Genomic DNA, 15,391 nt, shown 5'->3' on the forward strand with positions numbered 1-15,391 from the left:
CTAATAGAGCTGGTTGAGCACGTATTCGATATCTTGGCCGCGCACTTCAAAGGCCAGTTTCACCCAGCGCGATTGATTATCGTACCAGAGATCTACAGTCAGATCTGAGACCAGGCGGTAATGTGTGGCTTCAACGTCCTGGCCGTCGACTTGAACAACAGCTTCTCCCAGGTTTTCAACTTCAATGTCCAACACTTCGCCGGTTTCAGTTGATAACATTTGGGCTTGATAGACCTGCAACCGATTCCAATGGCTTGAAGGAATGGTTGTTAGCGGCAAGACACCATCGAATTTCGTACTATCGACGACCAGCTCATCGCCATTCGATTTCGCGTTCACTGCGCCTTTGCGCCCGTCGCTATTGGATTTACCGGACAGCGAAACAAGCTGGCCATCGATCCACTCTTCGACGCTGTCTAAGCGATAGCGGAAGGCTGTGATTGGGCCGAATTTGACCTGCAAGTCGACATCGGTGGAAACGGTCAATTGTCCGGCTTCGTCGCGTTCAAAACTCAGAACATGGCTGCCGAAGGGTTTTCCTTTGCGTAGCACTGTAAAGTCGATCACCGCACCATCAGAAGCCACCCAAGGCGCCGGTATAGACGCTAATTCAGCAGTTTGTTCAGCTTGCGCGCCAAATGCGATAAAGGCCCCCAAAACACCCGCAATCGCAATTCGTTTCATCAACTCAGTCTCCAGAATGACAGAGCATCTTGCGCCACATAACAAATGCACATCTCGTCCCCATGGGCGGCAGGCCTGTGCCTCACACCGGGGCGCCCAAGCACCAAGTCGCCGCGTTTGTAGAATCCGTGACCGTCTTCAAATTGTCCTTCAAGCACAACGGTAGCCTCCAAAGCGGAGTGGCTGTGTTCTGGGGCCGCTTGTCCGGGATCTAGACGCATAAGCTTGCCTTTGCCCTTGCCGCGCTTCGCATAGTGGACGCCCGACAGGCCTTTCTTCCAAGGCACGGTTTCAAAATTGCCGCGCGCGAGTTCGAGCGCTTCTGGCAAACATTCATGCTCTATCGCCCGACCATCCTTGACCCGTAGGCCAATCGCGTCGCGTGTTGATTGCCAAATGTCAGAGGTCGTTTTGCCGGTTTCAGACAAGAGAATGTGCAGCTCTGCAGCCAGCGCCATATCCGTAGATAAGGTGCCGCTCGCATGATCGAGCATAAATGCGTGATAAGCGTCAGAATTCATTCAGCAAAACTCATAAGTCTGTTCTATAGCAGTGTACGCACGTCATCCCCATTTGGATCACCGAACCCAGTTGAATTCCTGCAGCGCAAAGCCTAGCGTGCCGCAGAACGAGAAAAGGCCCAATATGACCATCACGACCTCCGTCTTAGACTTGATCGGAAACACGCCCTTAATGAGGCTCAATAAGCTCTCAGAAGAGACGGGGTGCGAAATCCTCGGAAAATGCGAGTTCCTCAACCCCGGACAGTCCGTCAAAGACAGGCCCGCGCTCGGAATGGTCCGCGATGCTGAGGCCTCTGGGCGTCTGAAGCCGGGTGGGACAATCGTTGAAGGCACGGCTGGCAATACCGGCATTGGCCTCGCCATGGTTGGCGCAGCGCTCGGCTATAAAGTCGTCATCGTGATGCCGCGCACACAGTCGAAAGAGAAAAAGGATGCGGTCCGCAACCTTGGCGCAAAACTGGTTGAGGTTGATGCCGTCCCGTATTCCAACCCGAACCATTATGCGCGCTATTCAGGCCGCTTGGCCGAAGAGCTGAATGAGAGCGAACCGAACGGCGCGATCTGGGCCAATCAGTTCGATAATCAGGCGAACCGCAAAGCGCACTATGAAACGATGGGTCCCGAGATTTGGGAGCAAACCGGCGGCAAAGTGGATGGCTTCATCTGCGCGGTTGGATCCGGCGGCACGCTCGCTGGCACCGCAATGTCGCTCCGGGACAAATCTAACGGCCGAGTCAAAATCGGCATCGCTGACCCAGGCGGCGCGGCGCTATACGAGTATTACACCTCTGGTGAGCTTAAGTCCGAAGGGACTTCAATGACAGAGGGGATTGGCCAGAGCCGGATTACCGCGAACTTGGAAGATCTCACCGTCGATTATGCCTATCGCGTTCATGATAGCGAGGCACTCAAAATCCTGTTTGACTTGATCGAAAATGAAGGCCTCTGCTTAGGCGGATCGGCTGGAGTCAATCTCGCCGGCGCGGTCAAACTCGCTAAGGACATGGGGCCTGGCCATACGATCGTGACCATTCTCTGCGACTATGGAAACCGCTATCAGGACAAGCTGTTCAATCCGGAATTCTTGCGCTCAAAAGACCTACCTGTGCCAGCGTGGTTGGAAGCCTAAATCATGAGCCGCCCAGATCCGCTGATCTCCGCTGACGCAGTAAAAAACATGATCTCGTCGCCGGAGGTCTGCGTGCTGGATGCGACATGGGTGCCGCCCTTTTTGAAAGACCGGCCCGACGGCAAGACCTGTTATCAAAACGGGCATATCGCTGGCGCGCGCTATTTCGACATTGACGATATCGCGGACAAGACGACCACACTGAAGCACATGCTGCCGCCAGAGGATGTTTTCGCGGCAAAAGTCGGCGCGCTCGGCATCTCGAACGACACGCGCGTCATCGTCTATGATAGCAATTCCTTCTTCGCCTCTGCGCGAGCGTGGTGGATGTTCCGCGCGATGGGACATGACAATGTGTTGGTTTTGGATGGTGGCCTAAAGGCTTGGAAATCAGTTGGCGGGGGCATTGAAACTAACCCGAGCGAACCCGTACCGACATCATTCTCAGCGACCTATCGACCCGAGCTTGTCCGTGATCAAAGCGCGATGCGCGGCCATATCGCGGCCGCTGACGCAAAAATCCTCGATGCTCGCGCACAAGGCCGATTTGATGGCATCAGTCCCGAACCGCGCGTTGATCTCCCATCTGGACATATGCCGGGAAGTTTTTGTGTGCCGGCAACAGCCTTGCTCAACGCGGACGGCACCATGCTATCGAAAACTGAGCTGAGCGCCGTGGTTGGGGCGTTCGTGAACGAGCCAGTCGTGACCTCATGCGGGTCGGGTGTGTCCGCCGCCGTGATCACCCTCGCCCTGGCGCGCGCAGGTAATTGGCACGCGGCGCTGTACGATGGCTCCTGGAGCGAGTGGGCCGCGAACTCTGATAATCCGATCGCGACGATGCCATGAAAGACGAAACCAAAATCATCCACACGCGCAGCGGACGGGGGCCAGTTAAGACCGTAAACCCGCCCGTTGAGCGCGGCTCGACGGTGCTGCTGCCGACCCGGGAAATCCTTTATGGCGATGGCAAAGTCTATGGCCGCATGGGCCTGACTGTGCATCGCGAGCTCGAGGCGGCGTTGTGCTTGCTGGAAAACGCGCAGCATTGCCGCCTCACGTCCAATGGCTTGCAATCGATCGCGCTTGCGGTTGGTGCTGTCCTCGAAGCGGGTGACCACATTCTGATCCCCGACTGCGCCTATGGACCAAGCCGACGGTTCTGCACCCGGCGTCTTTCGGCAATGGGGATTAGCTCCACGCGCTATAATCCGACCATCGGCGCTGATATTGCGGATCTGGTACAAGATACGAGCAAAGCGATCCTGATAGAGTCGCCCGGCTCCCTCACCATGGACATCATTGATACCCCGGCTTTGGTTTCCCTCGCCAAGGAACGTGATCTCCTGACCCTGTTCGACAACACATGGGGCGCGGGGGTTTTGATCCGCCCGCTCGACATCGGGGTCGATATCGTGATGCAGGCGCTGACCAAATATCCAGTTGGCCATGCGGATGCTTTAGGCGGCGCGGTCCTGACCAATAGCGCGCGGCTGGCCAACAAAATCGCGATGTGTAGCGAGGATTGGGGCATAAGCCTGGCCCCCGATGACGCTTATGCGGGACTACGCGGACTGCGCAGTCTGCACCTGCGCCTGAAACAACATGAAGACAGCGGCTACCAGGTCGCTAAATGGCTGGCCGAACGCCCCGAAGTCGATTGCGTTTTGCATCCGGGCCTTGAGAGCCACCCAGATCATGCGCTCTGGAAACGGGACTTCACGGGGGCGAATGGTTTGTTCTCGGTCATCCTGAAAGAAACGCCAAACGCGCAGCTCGATACGTTCCTCGAAGCAATGAAACTGTTTGGTATGGGCTTTTCTTGGGGCGGGTTTGAGAGCCTGCTCATCCCTTGCGATGATCAACTCGAACGGATCGACGGCGACCGGATTCATGATCGCAAAGGTCCACTGCTCCGCATTCATGTCGGATTGGAGGATCCGAATGATCTCATCGCAGATTTAGAACAAGCTTTCGCGGTGATGCACGCCTAGCGCACTTGCCCGCGCACTTGGCCCTGATGGAGCGCGCAGATCAGCGTGAACAGTCGGCGCGAAGTGTCGAAATCGACTTTAACTTTGCCCTCAAGCCGTTCGGCCACGAGGTCTGAGCCTTCATTGTGGATGCCGCGCCGGGCCATATCAATCGCTTCAATCTGGTGCGGGGTCGAACTGCGGATTGCATCATAATAGCTCTCGCAGATCATGAAATAGTCGCGGATGACCCCTCGAAACGGGGTCATCGACAACAAGAAAATATGGACCGGTTCGCCCTCTTCTGTCTTGATTTCGAAGACCAGCTTTCTCTCTTGCATCGAAAGTTTGAGAGCGTACGGGCCGACGTCTTTGCCATCGACTTCGAAACTATTCTCTTCTAGCAAGTCGAAAATCGCGACGCGTCGCTCATGCTCCGCATCCGGCCCCGACGCCGCAAGCGTTGCATCATCAATATCCACGCTGACCAGTCTGTGTTCGGCCATGAGCTCTTTCGCGATCTAGCTTTTATTCGTCCGGATCGAAACCGACCGCGCGTGTGCCGGCAGACCTTCAGCCTCGGCGAGGCGGAGCGCTGCGGGCGCCAAAGCGGCGAATCCTTCCGGACTCGCCTTTTGTACACTCATTCTTTTTAGAAAGTCATACAAACCGAGCCCTGAACTGAATCGCGCCGCGCGACTGGTCGGCAAAACGTGATTTGATCCAGTCACATAATCGCCCAGCGCTTCGGGTGTGTGATGCCCTAAGAAGACCGCGCCCGCATGCTTGATCAGCGGCAGGAGGCCTTCTGGATCTGCAATCGCTAGCTCTAAGTGTTCCGCGGCAATCTCATTCGCCACATCTGCGGCTTGCGCTAGCGTTTCCGTCACAATAAACGCGCCATGCGTGTCCCAAGCCTGACGCGCGCGCGCTTCAGTTGAGAGCGATTTTAACTGGTTTTCCACAGCCTCTTCCACAGACTTAACCACAGCTTGGTCTGTCGCAATCAAGATCGATTGCGAGCTCGCATCGTGCTCTGATTGGCTCAACAGGTCTGCCGCGATCCAGTCTGGATTAGCGGATTCATCGGCAATGACGAGGATTTCAGACGGTCCAGCAATTGTATCGATGCCAACTTTACCAAAGACTTGGCGCTTTGCTTCGGCAACATAGGCGTTTCCTGGCCCGACAATTTTGTCCACAGGCTTTAGCCGCCCTGCTCCATGCGCCAAAGCGGCAACCGCTTGCGCGCCACCAATCGGATAATACTCATCGACGCCCGCCTTCAAAGCGGCATAAGCAACGGCAGGCGCGAGTTGCCCTTTTGGCGCTGGCGCCACCATGACGACCCGTTCGACGCCGGCAATTTTTGCTGGAACGGCATTCATTAGGACAGAGCTTGGATAAGATGCCAGGCCGCCTGGCACGTACACGCCGACGCTATCCAGCGCCGTCCAGCGCCATCCCAGCTGGACGCCGGCTTCATCGGTAAATTGATGATCCGCTGGTCGCTGCTTTTCGTGATAAGCAGCGATCCGCGCTGCGGCAAAATCCACGGCGGCTTTTAAGTCTTCCGGACAGGCGTGCGCCAAGCGATGCAAGTCGACATTATCTGACTGCAGAGTTGTCGGATCGAGGACCAGTTCATCAAACTTCGCCGTATAGCGCGCCACCGCTTCACCGCCTTTTGAGCGCACGTCGGCAACCACATCGCGAACGGTTTCAGCAACGTTGTCGACTGCGCCGCGCGGCTCAGCGAGGAATGCAGAAAATTCTGACGCAAAGTCCGCTTTGCGAGCATCAAAAGTGCGAGCCATGCCTATCGCCGTTTCTTATCATGATCCGGGCGCTGCCGGGTCGACCACTCATATGCGCTGTCGAGCAAAGTGGCATCAATCGCCTCAACTTCAAGCGCAAGCTCGCCGTCGCCCGCAAATAGGATTTTGATCGTCCCGCCCGGAGGCTCAGCGGCGGGGTCAAATGACACGGCGAGGATTGATAGAACCAGGTCAGGATCCGCTTTTGTGATAGCGCGGGTTTTCACACCCAAAACGCCATCAAACGCCAGCAAGCTTCGCACACGGCCTTGAGGGCCACGCTTCGAGGTTGAGTCTTCCCACTGGAACCGGTTTACTTCGAGCGTGAACCGTCGCCGTTTCCGATCGAATTTGAGATTCTCGGCTTTCAAAACGGCATCTTGGACCGCGCTTGAAATCACTTCCAAGTCAGCCGTCTCTTCTGCGATTAATCGCAATGCCCTGCCCTCAGCCATATCTGCCTCTATTCCCCGTCGACGCGCTCAATTTGAGCGCCGCACCCAGAGAGTTTCTCTTCTAAACGTTCAAAACCGCGATCCAAATGATAGATCCGATTCACCTGTGTCTCACCTTCGGCAGCGAGTCCAGCGATGACCAGTGAGACAGAGGCGCGCAAATCCGTCGCCATGACCGGCGCCCCGCGCAATTGTTTAACACCTTTGATGATCGCCTCTTTGCCGCGCACCTGAATGTCTGCGCCGAGGCGGGACAGTTCCGGGGCGTGCATGAACCTGTTTTCAAAGATGTTTTCGCGAATAACGCTGGTGCCTTCGGCAACCGACATCAGCGCCATAAATTGTGCCTGCAAATCGGTCGGGAACCCCGGATGGGGTTGAGTATCAACATTGATCGCTTGGAGCGCTGATCCATTGCGCCGCACGCGAATTGTCCCCGCGTCTTGATCAGCATCGACCGTGACGCCGCATTTCTGCATCGCGTCAATCATTGCGCCTAGCGCTTTGACCGGCGCGCCCTCGAGCGTGACATCCCCACCGGCTGCGGCGGCTGCCATCGCATATGTCCCGGTCTCGATCCGATCAGGCATCACAGAATGCTGGGTTCCGGAGAGCGTCTCAACGCCTTCGATATGGATCGTCGCCGTGCCCGCACCGCTAACCTTGGCGCCCATTTTGTTGAGACAATCGGCCAAGTCCGCAATCTCTGGCTCACGCGCGGCATTCTCGAGCACCGTTTCGCCTTTCGCAAGCGTCGCGGCCAACATCGCGTGTTCGGTGGCACCCACAGACACGAACGGGAACACCACTTTCGCGCCCTTCAGGCCGTGAATAGCCGCAGCTTTTACATAGCCGGCCTCTACTTTCAGATCTGCCCCTAAGGCTTCAAGCGCATTCAAATGGAGATCAACTGGCCGGGCGCCGATTGCGCAACCGCCGGGGAGCGATACAGTCGCATGTCCTTCGCGGGCCAGCATCGGGCCGAGCACATTAAAGCTCGCCCGCATTTTCCGGACTTGATCATAAGGCGCGATGGTTGAGGTCAACTCAGCCGCATTCAACCGGCACTCATTATCGCCCTTCGGCCAGTAGACTTCGACACCCAGGCTCGCCAGCAGCTGGCTCAAAAAGCGTGTGTCGGCGAGGTTCGGCATATTGGTCAGCGTCAATGGATCACGCGTCAGCAACGCTGCCGCCATCAGTTTCAACGCAGAATTCTTAGCTCCAGAGATCGGGATCGTGCCGTTAAGCGTCCGCCCGCCCGTAATTTTTAAACTGTCCATATCTGGGTTCTATACCGGTGCGCACGGCGAACGAAAGGCGCAATTGCGGCAGCTTCGTAACGCGCCGGGCAAAGGTTTTGACAAATTATCGAATATCGATATATGAGAAGCATGACTGCACGATCTTATGGCTTTGAACCTGGCGACGTCGTTGCGATTCCCTTCGGCATCGGCCTTTCTCATTATGGCATTGTGACCGCGTCCGGCACGGTTATCTCCAACTCACGGAAACATGGCGGCGTTGTCGAGCAAAGCTTTAGCGCGTTCGCGAATGGCCGGCGGGTCCGATTGTGCGAGCGGACGGACGCTTTACAAGGCGCCGCCGCGGTGTCTCGCGCCCGCAAAGCCAAAGGACGATCCTATAGCCTACACGAATCAAACTGCGCACACTTTACTCGCTGGAGCCACAGGCAGAAGCCAACTTCGGTGCAAGTGGCGTCCGCGACCCTACGCACGCTGTCCGATATGGTATTTGGCGGACGGCGCTAAGACTTAGAGGGCGCCGGTTTTGCCGCCGGTTGCGCCTTACGTGACGCCGCTTTGCGCCGCTTGAGATTATCCCGCAAAGCCGACTTTAGCCGCGCATCACGTTCGGGGGTCTTGGTTTTGTCAGCCATGATTGCAGTCTTTGTCCAGAAACCATCTTTTCATCTGCATCTTCATAAGCTAATCCCCGGCAACACAAAAGGCCGCGGTAGCTCAGTGGTAGAGCGCATCATTGGTAATGATGAGGCCGGGAGTTCAATTCTCCCTCGCGGCACCACTCCAAATCATTGATGAAATGCGGTTTTTCCTGCTGAGCGGACACTTCCAATCTCAGAGCGCTCCCGATAAAGGATGCGCTGTAAAGGCGTATGCAGGAAAAACAGCGATGCGAGTAAGTAAAAGAGGATGCGGGATGATTTGTGCCGCCATGGTGCTGGCGGGAACGCCAGTGGCAACTGCTGAAGGATGGAGCGCCGAAGCGAGCACCAGCGTTTCATCGGGCCTCATCGACCGGGGTGAGTCGCTCGCAACGCTAAATAATGAAACCAGTGTTACGCTCACCCGTTCTCTCGATTTGGGTGACGTTTATGGCGGCATCTACCGCATTACCCCACTCGGCAGCGACGCCAGTGCATTCGATGAAGAGGTTAATTTTTTCGATCGGATTCGCATTCGAAAATTCTGGCATCGCTTTTGACACCAGCGCGAATTACCTGACCTATCCAGGCTCTACTGAAGACGCCAGTCTCGAACTGGCGGTCGAAATGGGCGTTGAACACGCGCTTTCGCCGACTCTCGCCGCGTTCTATGATGTCGATGCAGAGATCCATGGTCTGGAAGCGGCCATCGGTCCATCAATTGAATCAGGTACTTGGACTCTAACCGGGATTGTTCGAGGCGGAATCGTTTCGTCTGATGATGGGAGCTATTCCTATGGCGGTGTAGAGGGCGTCGCCGCGCGGCCAATATCTGATCAGCTGACGCTCGAGGGTTTCGCGCGCTTTGAAGCAGCTGATGCAACGAACTTTGTTTCAGATATCCGAAGTGATGATGTCATCGAGACGCGTAAAAACGGCGCCTTGCTCGGCTTGCGATTCATCATTCAAGGCTGATCGGTCCTTTTGCCCGCGCACCAGACCTTAGCCTCGTCTATTTGCTAGCATACTTAATATCGGCCCCTTCAGACCATCCTGGTAAGCAACCTCACTCAAAGTCGTTCAAACACAGCGGCCAGCCCCTGCCCGCCGCCAATGCACATGGTTTCGAGACCATATCGCGCCTCGCGCCGAACCATCTCTCGCAGCATTGTGGTTAGAATGCGCACGCCGGTGGCGCCCACAGGGTGGCCAAGTGAAATTCCCGATCCGTTTACATTGATGCGATCGAAGTCAGAATCGGTGAGCTCGAGCGCTTTTGTACAGGCGAGGACTTGCGCGGCGAAGGCCTCATTCAATTCGATCAAATCCATGTCAGCTAGGCTGAGCCCGGCCCGATCAAGCGCCTTGTGCGTGGCAGGCACGGGACCAATTCCCATCGTCTCGGGTGCAACCCCGGCAAGCGCCCAACTCACCAGGCGCCCAATCGGTTTGAGATTGTATTTTTCCGCAGCGCTGCGGGAGGCGACGAGACATGCGGCGGCTCCATCATTTTGTCCTGATGCATTGCCCGCCGTCACCGTCGCGTCAGGATCTGAGTGCGCCATGATCGGCCGAAGCGCTGACAGTTTCTCGACTGTGGTGCCCGGACGTGGGTGCTCGTCAGTATCAATGATCGTATCTTGTTTACGCGCTTTGACGGTGACAGGTACGATCTCTTCCGCGAACGCGCCGCTTTCCATCGCTGCTGCAGCGCGGGCCTGCGATCTTGCGGCCAGATGGTCTTGAGTGTCTCTCGTAATGCCAAATTCTTTGCGAAGATTTTCCGCCGTTTCGATCATCCCGCCCTGTACTGGATAATGCTCGCCCCCAGCCGTGATGCGACCGCGGCTGAGCGCATCCTCGAGCTGTATGTTCGGTGACTTCACGCCCCATCTAATTTCGGAAGAATAAAATGGCGCGCGGCTCATGCTTTCTGCGCCTCCCGCAACAATTACTTCTGCGCCGCCGGTCGCCACAGTCATCGCAGCATAGATGACCGCTTGCAGTCCAGATCCGCAGCGACGATCGAGTTGTAGCCCTCCGGCCGTCACTGGCAGGCCAGCATTCAGCGCGACCACTCGCCCCAAGGCGGGCGCGTCCATGGTTGGGTAGCAATTCGCAAACACGACATCGTCAACGGCTTCACCAGGTAAATTGGTCCGCTCCAGAATTTCGGATATCACACGCGTCGCCAAATGATGTGCAGGCACCGTTTTAAAGCCGCCTCCGAATGCCCCTACAGGCGTTCGCAATGGCTCACAGATCACAACGTCGTCGAATGCGGTCATTTTGTATCATCTCCATCAGAATGCGCGGTTGCCCTACTTGTTGCATTAGATCTCGTTGTCGAACAGGTGGGATGTCTGCGCGAACGCAATGTCATCGAAAATAGCTGCGGGGCGAATTCAGTTTTGTCCAGTTGGCTGACACGAACATGAACCCCTCAGACATAGTTTGACCCAAATTTGTCTACAGATTGCGCTTCATCGAAAGTCGACCTAGGGTTTTCCTAGAAGAAAACAAAGCGTGGAAATCAACCGCGTTAGGGGAAGAGAAATCATGCCAGTGATCACGCGACCGAGCTCCTATTGTTTGCTTCTAATAGGCATTGGTCTTGCTGCATCCCCTGTATCTTTGGCGCAAAATTCCGATACCCAAGCCTATGTCGGCTGTGCGGACATCCAATTAGCGACCGTCGACAATCGCGCCCCCTCAGACGCACAGTCTTACCAAAGACTCCCTCCAGCCTTCCAAGTCGAAACTCAGAAAACGACGCGGATCCTGCAAGGCCAATCCGCTCGGGATGTCGTTGGCACCGGGGAAGCGAACGAGGCGTGCTGGGCTCGGCTCGACGGGGTTTGGCAAGATGATTCCCTGATTAAGTTTGACGACAGTATCGAAATCAGCAGTTGGGCGGGAGATCAGCAAAATTTAAAAAACTTAGCGCACGGAAACTATACAGACACAAACCTTGTCGTCATTCTTCCCGGCACAGACACAGCGCGGGAAATCAGCGTCATCGATGCGTTCAATAATAGTGTCCGCACGACCTTTATTAGCGATGACGACACGCCGCTCTCAGAGGCGCTCAAGATCCGCGGGCCGCGCAAAGTCTACACCGCGCAGCAAGATTCAGGCTTGGGGACGGAGCTAATCATTGACGTCGACATCAATGGCTTTGTTCGTTTACGCATGAACAATACGGTTTATCGGCGCCCTAGCCCAGGATTGATCGCATCGTTCGATACCAATGATTTCAATATCGACGCGCCCTTTGTCTATAATGCCAATCTCGACAATGTCGTCGTCTCACGGTCGGGGTATGACATCTCCTCGGCTGACCCATTTGATTTTGTGGGCACCGCAAAAAAGGAAGTGTTCAAGGAAGTCTTCGGGCGACAATATCGGATCTTAGAAAAGCGAACGGTTCCGCTCGGGTTCGATCTGGTTCCTGCGACAGACCAAGGTATGCTGTACACGCGCGAGTTTGCACGAACCGAGGCGCAATTGCAGGCGGCACTGTCGGCGGCATTTGGCGGTAAAGCGCGGGTTGGCGTGAATACGGCCATCATTCCCGGGCCTAGTGCGAGTGCCGGGGTTGATGTTACCGCTTCGATCGCAACGGATATGCGTACGAACCAATATTCGTCTCGGGCTGTTGGTTATTCGATGACCAAGAAATACGCGATTGTCGTCGATCATCCTTATATTGAGCTCTCTAATGATTTTCGGGCAGCGATCGAGGATGCTCGCCGATACGGCGATGAAGATGTTCGCTATTATGAAGACATCATCACAAAATTCGGGACCCATTACCCTTATGCGGTCACCTATGGTGCCAACGCCGAGCTCAGCGTCGAACTCTCAGAATCTGAAACCTATGAACGCATCGACGTCAGCGCCTCAGCTCGGGTAGAGGGTGAAATCGAGGCTGTAAAAGGTGCGGTCTCTGGATATGCGTCCCTCGCGGCTGAGCTGGGCACCGCAACAACGAATATGACGGGAGAAGAACGATCCATGTTCCGAGCCGTTGGCGGCAATGGATCATGGGATGAGAAAGGCTACGCTGCCGGTGATCGTGCGGCGCCGATCTTGCTCGATCTACGGCCATTGGATCAATTGCTCAATCCGCTGAACTATCCCGGACAGCCAGATGTCTATGAAACTGTCAGAACCAAACTGCGAGCGAAGATCAAAGACTATCTCGATTTGCGCGCTGGGGGACTGAGCAAGTGGCCGATCTATAATACGGTTCTCGACGGTGACTATTTTACCGAGAAATACCCCGCCTTAGTCTTTAGTTTCACGCCCAAAAATTTCGTCGAAAGCGAAATGCGCGTCAGATCAATAAACGGGTCATCCTGGGTTCAGCTACAACACATGATGGTGCGCCCAGCGAATTATGAAGACATCAAAAACGAAGATCGTCCCTTCTTACAAAAGCGCATTGAGAGCGGCGCCTATCGGCAGGTCGATTCTCCCGCTAGATCTTATGAGGCATCAAGCCAGGGTTTAGTTCCCAATAGCGTTGTCGAGCGCGCTAGCTTGCAGCATCGCCTGAAGGGAGATGTGTCCTGGACCGCTCTACCGGATGGATCGGTCGTTCTGAACGGCCATTCGAAAGATCAAAACGCTCCGCCTATCATCCTGCGCCGATGGACCGAAGACGATGTGGCTCAAGCCGAGGCCGGTCGCTTATCCGGCGGTTGGCGCTCATCTGAGTGGCCCGGCCTGGTGGTCCTGTCTCAAGAGATCACCGATAGCGGTCAAGGGGATACGGACGACTGGGCGGACGTCGCACATGAGTTTGCGTCAGTGGTTGTGATCTCTGATGACGGAATGCCGGCAACCCTTCAATGCATTGACGAAGCAGCACTCCAACAGCGCTCAGCCAAAGACTTGAATGAGGTTGCAGGGTATTCAGAACTTATTTTTCACAATGTTGACCCCTTGGATGCTCGGCACCGGCTTCATTTCATCCAATGGTTTGTCGGCACAATGCTCCACTCTGCTCTTCCCAAATATGCCGCCAAGGAAAATCTGACTCACAAAGAAAAACTAAACTTAGAATTGGTGCAGTGTCTCTTCGGTGAAGACGCGCCATTAGGCGTTGCGCCGACCATTTTGATGGGCGCAGATCCCGACGAATTATTCGCGACTGGCAAGGCGATGCCCGAAATCGCGCTGAAGCCGGATGGGAGCTTGAAGCTGTCCTTCTATGAGCCTTTAGATTTTGAAGGCGGCTCGTTTGAGCGGAACACAAATATTTACGACGAAACGCACTGGAACCAGGTCGGCAAAGAGCTGACATTCATGCCAATCCCAGATCGCGAAGCCGCGGCATTACTCGCGACTTATCGACAAAAAAGGACCGCCCTCAAAACCGCGGCCCAAGCTGAGCAAGACAATAATCCGAGTTGATATAACTCACTCGGAGACCCAAACAGGAGACGACACATGCGACAACACTTAGTAGGGCTTCTAGCGCTCAGTTCATTGGCGATCGCGCCGATCCCCGCTTCTGCTCAGGACGCTGAATTGGCCTGGCAACCAGACTTTTTAGAGCTCGATGGCAGCAATGGCTTAACACTGATCGCTGATCCCGAATTCTCAATCGTCGGCGGCGGCACGATTGAGTTTTGGGTGCAGCCCGATTGGACTGAAACCCCTGACTTTGATCCGGTTGTTCTCTCTGCCACTGGTCAAGAAGGGTCAGCCTATCTGATCTCATTGCTGCGCGGCCGCGACGGTATTGGAATTGTCAGCGGGGATGATGAACTTGTCTGGAGTTTCGATTTCACCGACGGTCAGGTGCACCATGTCGCGTTTAATTTCTATGCAGAAGAAATTGCCCTCATCGTCGACGGCGAAGTCATTGGCGTTGATGAATTTACACCTGCGGATACGCTACCGTCTGCAATTTGGGTCGGCTCTGCGAATGGCGAAATCGGTTCGTTTACAGGCGCGATCGCGGCGCTCCGCATTTGGGGGATTCCGGTAGAGCCAGAAGTGATCGACGAGTTTCGTTATAAGGACGTTCTATCTGAAGCGCAGGGCAACCACCCAGACATCGATTATCTGCAAGTGGTCAGCGATTTCGAGGATCTCGATGTCTTGGTGATTGAAGGCGACGTTGAAGAGGAGGAGGCTCAATGACCCGGTCCTTGATCGCAACACTCGTGCTGGCAGCCGGGCTATCTATCTCGCCCATGTCGATGGGTTCAGCAGATGCTCAACCGAAGCCCCCAGCCGCCAAACCAAAACCAAATGCCACGAACGGACGTCCAAAAGCCGTCCGATTCGCCCAACCACCCGCAAGTGTCCGTAATGTGAGAACCCCTCGAAGGGCTGCGAACACAAACATTCGCAATGCTCGCGCGGCAGCAGGAACCTCGATGGGACGGACCAATACTGCGCCCCGCAGAGTAAGATTCCGCAACACGGACCGCGGTGTCGCAGGCGAGCAAGGCAGTGCGACCCGGCGCTGGAGCATGGAAACCAATCGACCTCCAGTACCAACCAGCCGCAGCCCTAAGCGGACAACCAAGCGCGGGGCCGATGGTAAGCGCAAACGCGCGAAATCCGCGAAAAAAGGGCCACAGCCACCAAGAGCACGACGCGAGTCTGATGCCAGTGTCGAACTCCAAAGAACCCGGCGTAATCGTTTAGGCGTTCCTGTTCAGCAAGCTCAGACGGTGCCCTATAATGCTGGGGCGCAAGGGGCGGCCTATCGCGCCATCGGAAACGTGTCGGCGGTCCCAACACCGCAGAACCGCAACACACGGCGAACCTATATGCACGGTAAAACGCGCAACATTAAATCAGCGAAACCGTCTGAATAGATTTGCAACGGACAGAGGTGGCATGAGACGAGATCGCCAAAAGGGAGGCGACATCTCTATG

17 protein-coding genes and 1 tRNA gene are annotated in these 15,391 nt (G+C 55.6%); 10 read left to right on the forward strand and 8 right to left on the reverse strand.

Annotated elements, in window-relative coordinates; translation table 11 throughout:
* Both MY069_RS01160 and MY069_RS01165 read right to left on the reverse strand, forming a co-directional pair.
* On the reverse strand, positions 1 to 684 hold the full coding sequence (locus MY069_RS01160; RefSeq protein WP_482795244.1) for a DUF6134 family protein: 684 nt from the start codon (positions 682 to 684) through the stop codon (positions 1 to 3).
* Positions 684 to 1,205, reverse strand: a complete 522-nt coding sequence (locus MY069_RS01165) for a cupin domain-containing protein (RefSeq protein ID WP_482795245.1) — start codon at positions 1,203 to 1,205, stop codon at positions 684 to 686. The genes MY069_RS01160 and MY069_RS01165 overlap by 1 nt, the downstream gene beginning before the upstream one ends.
* A 124-nt stretch (positions 1,206 to 1,329) precedes the next feature.
* On the opposite strand from MY069_RS01165, the gene MY069_RS01170 reads away from it, so the two are divergent.
* Genes MY069_RS01170 through metC form a run of 3 tightly spaced genes read left to right on the forward strand, consistent with a single transcriptional unit; the run spans position 1,330 to position 4,331 of the window.
* Positions 1,330 to 2,337, forward strand: coding sequence for a cysteine synthase A (locus tag MY069_RS01170; protein ID WP_482795246.1), 1,008 nt, complete (start codon positions 1,330 to 1,332; stop codon positions 2,335 to 2,337).
* A gap of 3 nt (positions 2,338 to 2,340) precedes the next feature.
* On the forward strand, positions 2,341 to 3,186 hold the full coding sequence (locus tag MY069_RS01175) for a sulfurtransferase (RefSeq protein ID WP_482795247.1): 846 nt from the start codon (positions 2,341 to 2,343) through the stop codon (positions 3,184 to 3,186).
* Positions 3,183 to 4,331 carry a cystathionine beta-lyase gene (metC, locus tag MY069_RS01180; protein ID WP_482795248.1) on the forward strand — a complete coding sequence of 383 codons (1,149 nt, stop codon included), beginning with the start codon at positions 3,183 to 3,185 and terminating at the stop codon, positions 4,329 to 4,331. The genes MY069_RS01175 and metC overlap by 4 nt, the downstream gene beginning before the upstream one ends.
* Here metC and MY069_RS01185 read toward each other — a convergent pair.
* The 4 genes from MY069_RS01185 to murA are packed head-to-tail and all read right to left on the reverse strand — an operon-like array spanning position 4,328 to position 7,865.
* Positions 4,328 to 4,816 (reverse strand): UPF0262 family protein, encoded by a 489-nt coding sequence (locus MY069_RS01185; RefSeq protein ID WP_482795249.1) that lies wholly within the window; start codon positions 4,814 to 4,816, stop codon positions 4,328 to 4,330. The two genes, metC and MY069_RS01185, sit on opposite strands and share 4 nt — an antisense overlap.
* 15 nt (positions 4,817 to 4,831) lie before the next feature.
* Positions 4,832 to 6,127, reverse strand: coding sequence for a histidinol dehydrogenase (gene hisD, locus MY069_RS01190; RefSeq protein ID WP_482795250.1), 1,296 nt, complete (start codon positions 6,125 to 6,127; stop codon positions 4,832 to 4,834).
* 2 nt (positions 6,128 to 6,129) lie between these two features.
* Positions 6,130 to 6,582 carry a DUF2948 family protein gene (locus MY069_RS01195; RefSeq protein ID WP_482795251.1) on the reverse strand — a complete coding sequence of 151 codons (453 nt, stop codon included), beginning with the start codon at positions 6,580 to 6,582 and terminating at the stop codon, positions 6,130 to 6,132.
* 8 nt (positions 6,583 to 6,590) lie between these two features.
* Positions 6,591 to 7,865 carry a UDP-N-acetylglucosamine 1-carboxyvinyltransferase gene (gene murA, locus MY069_RS01200; RefSeq protein WP_482795252.1) on the reverse strand — a complete coding sequence of 425 codons (1,275 nt, stop codon included), beginning with the start codon at positions 7,863 to 7,865 and terminating at the stop codon, positions 6,591 to 6,593.
* A gap of 111 nt (positions 7,866 to 7,976) precedes the next feature.
* Here murA and MY069_RS01205 point away from each other — a divergent pair, with 111 nt between their 5' ends.
* A complete protein-coding gene (locus MY069_RS01205; protein WP_482795253.1) occupies positions 7,977 to 8,354 on the forward strand; it encodes a lecithin retinol acyltransferase family protein in 378 nt (125 codons plus the stop codon).
* On the opposite strand, the gene MY069_RS01210 is transcribed toward MY069_RS01205, so the two are convergent.
* Complete coding sequence (locus tag MY069_RS01210) at positions 8,351 to 8,482, reverse strand: hypothetical protein (protein ID WP_482795254.1); 132 nt, start codon at positions 8,480 to 8,482, stop codon at positions 8,351 to 8,353. The two genes, MY069_RS01205 and MY069_RS01210, sit on opposite strands and share 4 nt — an antisense overlap.
* A gap of 71 nt (positions 8,483 to 8,553) precedes the next feature.
* Here MY069_RS01210 and MY069_RS01215 point away from each other — a divergent pair.
* The 3 genes from MY069_RS01215 to MY069_RS01225 all read left to right on the forward strand — a co-directional run bounded on the left by MY069_RS01215 (position 8,554) and on the right by MY069_RS01225 (position 9,463).
* Positions 8,554 to 8,628, forward strand: a tRNA-Thr gene (locus MY069_RS01215).
* Between the two features lie 135 nt (positions 8,629 to 8,763).
* Positions 8,764 to 9,048: a hypothetical protein gene (locus MY069_RS01220; RefSeq protein WP_482795255.1), complete on the forward strand. Its 285-nt coding sequence runs from the start codon at positions 8,764 to 8,766 to the stop codon at positions 9,046 to 9,048.
* Positions 8,990 to 9,463 carry a hypothetical protein gene (locus MY069_RS01225; RefSeq protein ID WP_482795256.1) on the forward strand — a complete coding sequence of 158 codons (474 nt, stop codon included), beginning with the start codon at positions 8,990 to 8,992 and terminating at the stop codon, positions 9,461 to 9,463. The genes MY069_RS01220 and MY069_RS01225 overlap by 59 nt, the downstream gene beginning before the upstream one ends.
* Positions 9,464 to 9,558: 95 nt before the next feature.
* Here MY069_RS01225 and MY069_RS01230 read toward each other — a convergent pair whose 3' ends face one another.
* Positions 9,559 to 10,776: an acetyl-CoA C-acetyltransferase gene (locus MY069_RS01230; RefSeq protein ID WP_482795257.1), complete on the reverse strand. Its 1,218-nt coding sequence runs from the start codon at positions 10,774 to 10,776 to the stop codon at positions 9,559 to 9,561.
* A 271-nt stretch (positions 10,777 to 11,047) separates the two neighbouring features.
* On the opposite strand from MY069_RS01230, the gene MY069_RS01235 reads away from it, so the two are divergent.
* The 3 genes from MY069_RS01235 to MY069_RS01245 are packed head-to-tail and all read left to right on the forward strand — an operon-like array spanning position 11,048 to position 15,330.
* Positions 11,048 to 13,909 (forward strand): MAC/perforin domain-containing protein, encoded by a 2,862-nt coding sequence (locus tag MY069_RS01235; RefSeq protein ID WP_482795258.1) that lies wholly within the window; start codon positions 11,048 to 11,050, stop codon positions 13,907 to 13,909.
* Positions 13,910 to 13,945: 36 nt separating this feature from the next.
* Complete coding sequence (locus MY069_RS01240; protein ID WP_482795259.1) at positions 13,946 to 14,644, forward strand: LamG-like jellyroll fold domain-containing protein; 699 nt, start codon at positions 13,946 to 13,948, stop codon at positions 14,642 to 14,644.
* A complete protein-coding gene (locus tag MY069_RS01245; RefSeq protein ID WP_482795260.1) occupies positions 14,641 to 15,330 on the forward strand; it encodes a hypothetical protein in 690 nt (229 codons plus the stop codon). Before MY069_RS01240 ends, MY069_RS01245 begins: the two co-directional genes overlap by 4 nt.
* Positions 15,331 to 15,391 lie beyond the last annotated feature (61 nt).

The sequence above is a fragment of the Hyphomonas sp. ske169 genome, from assembly GCF_056850855.1.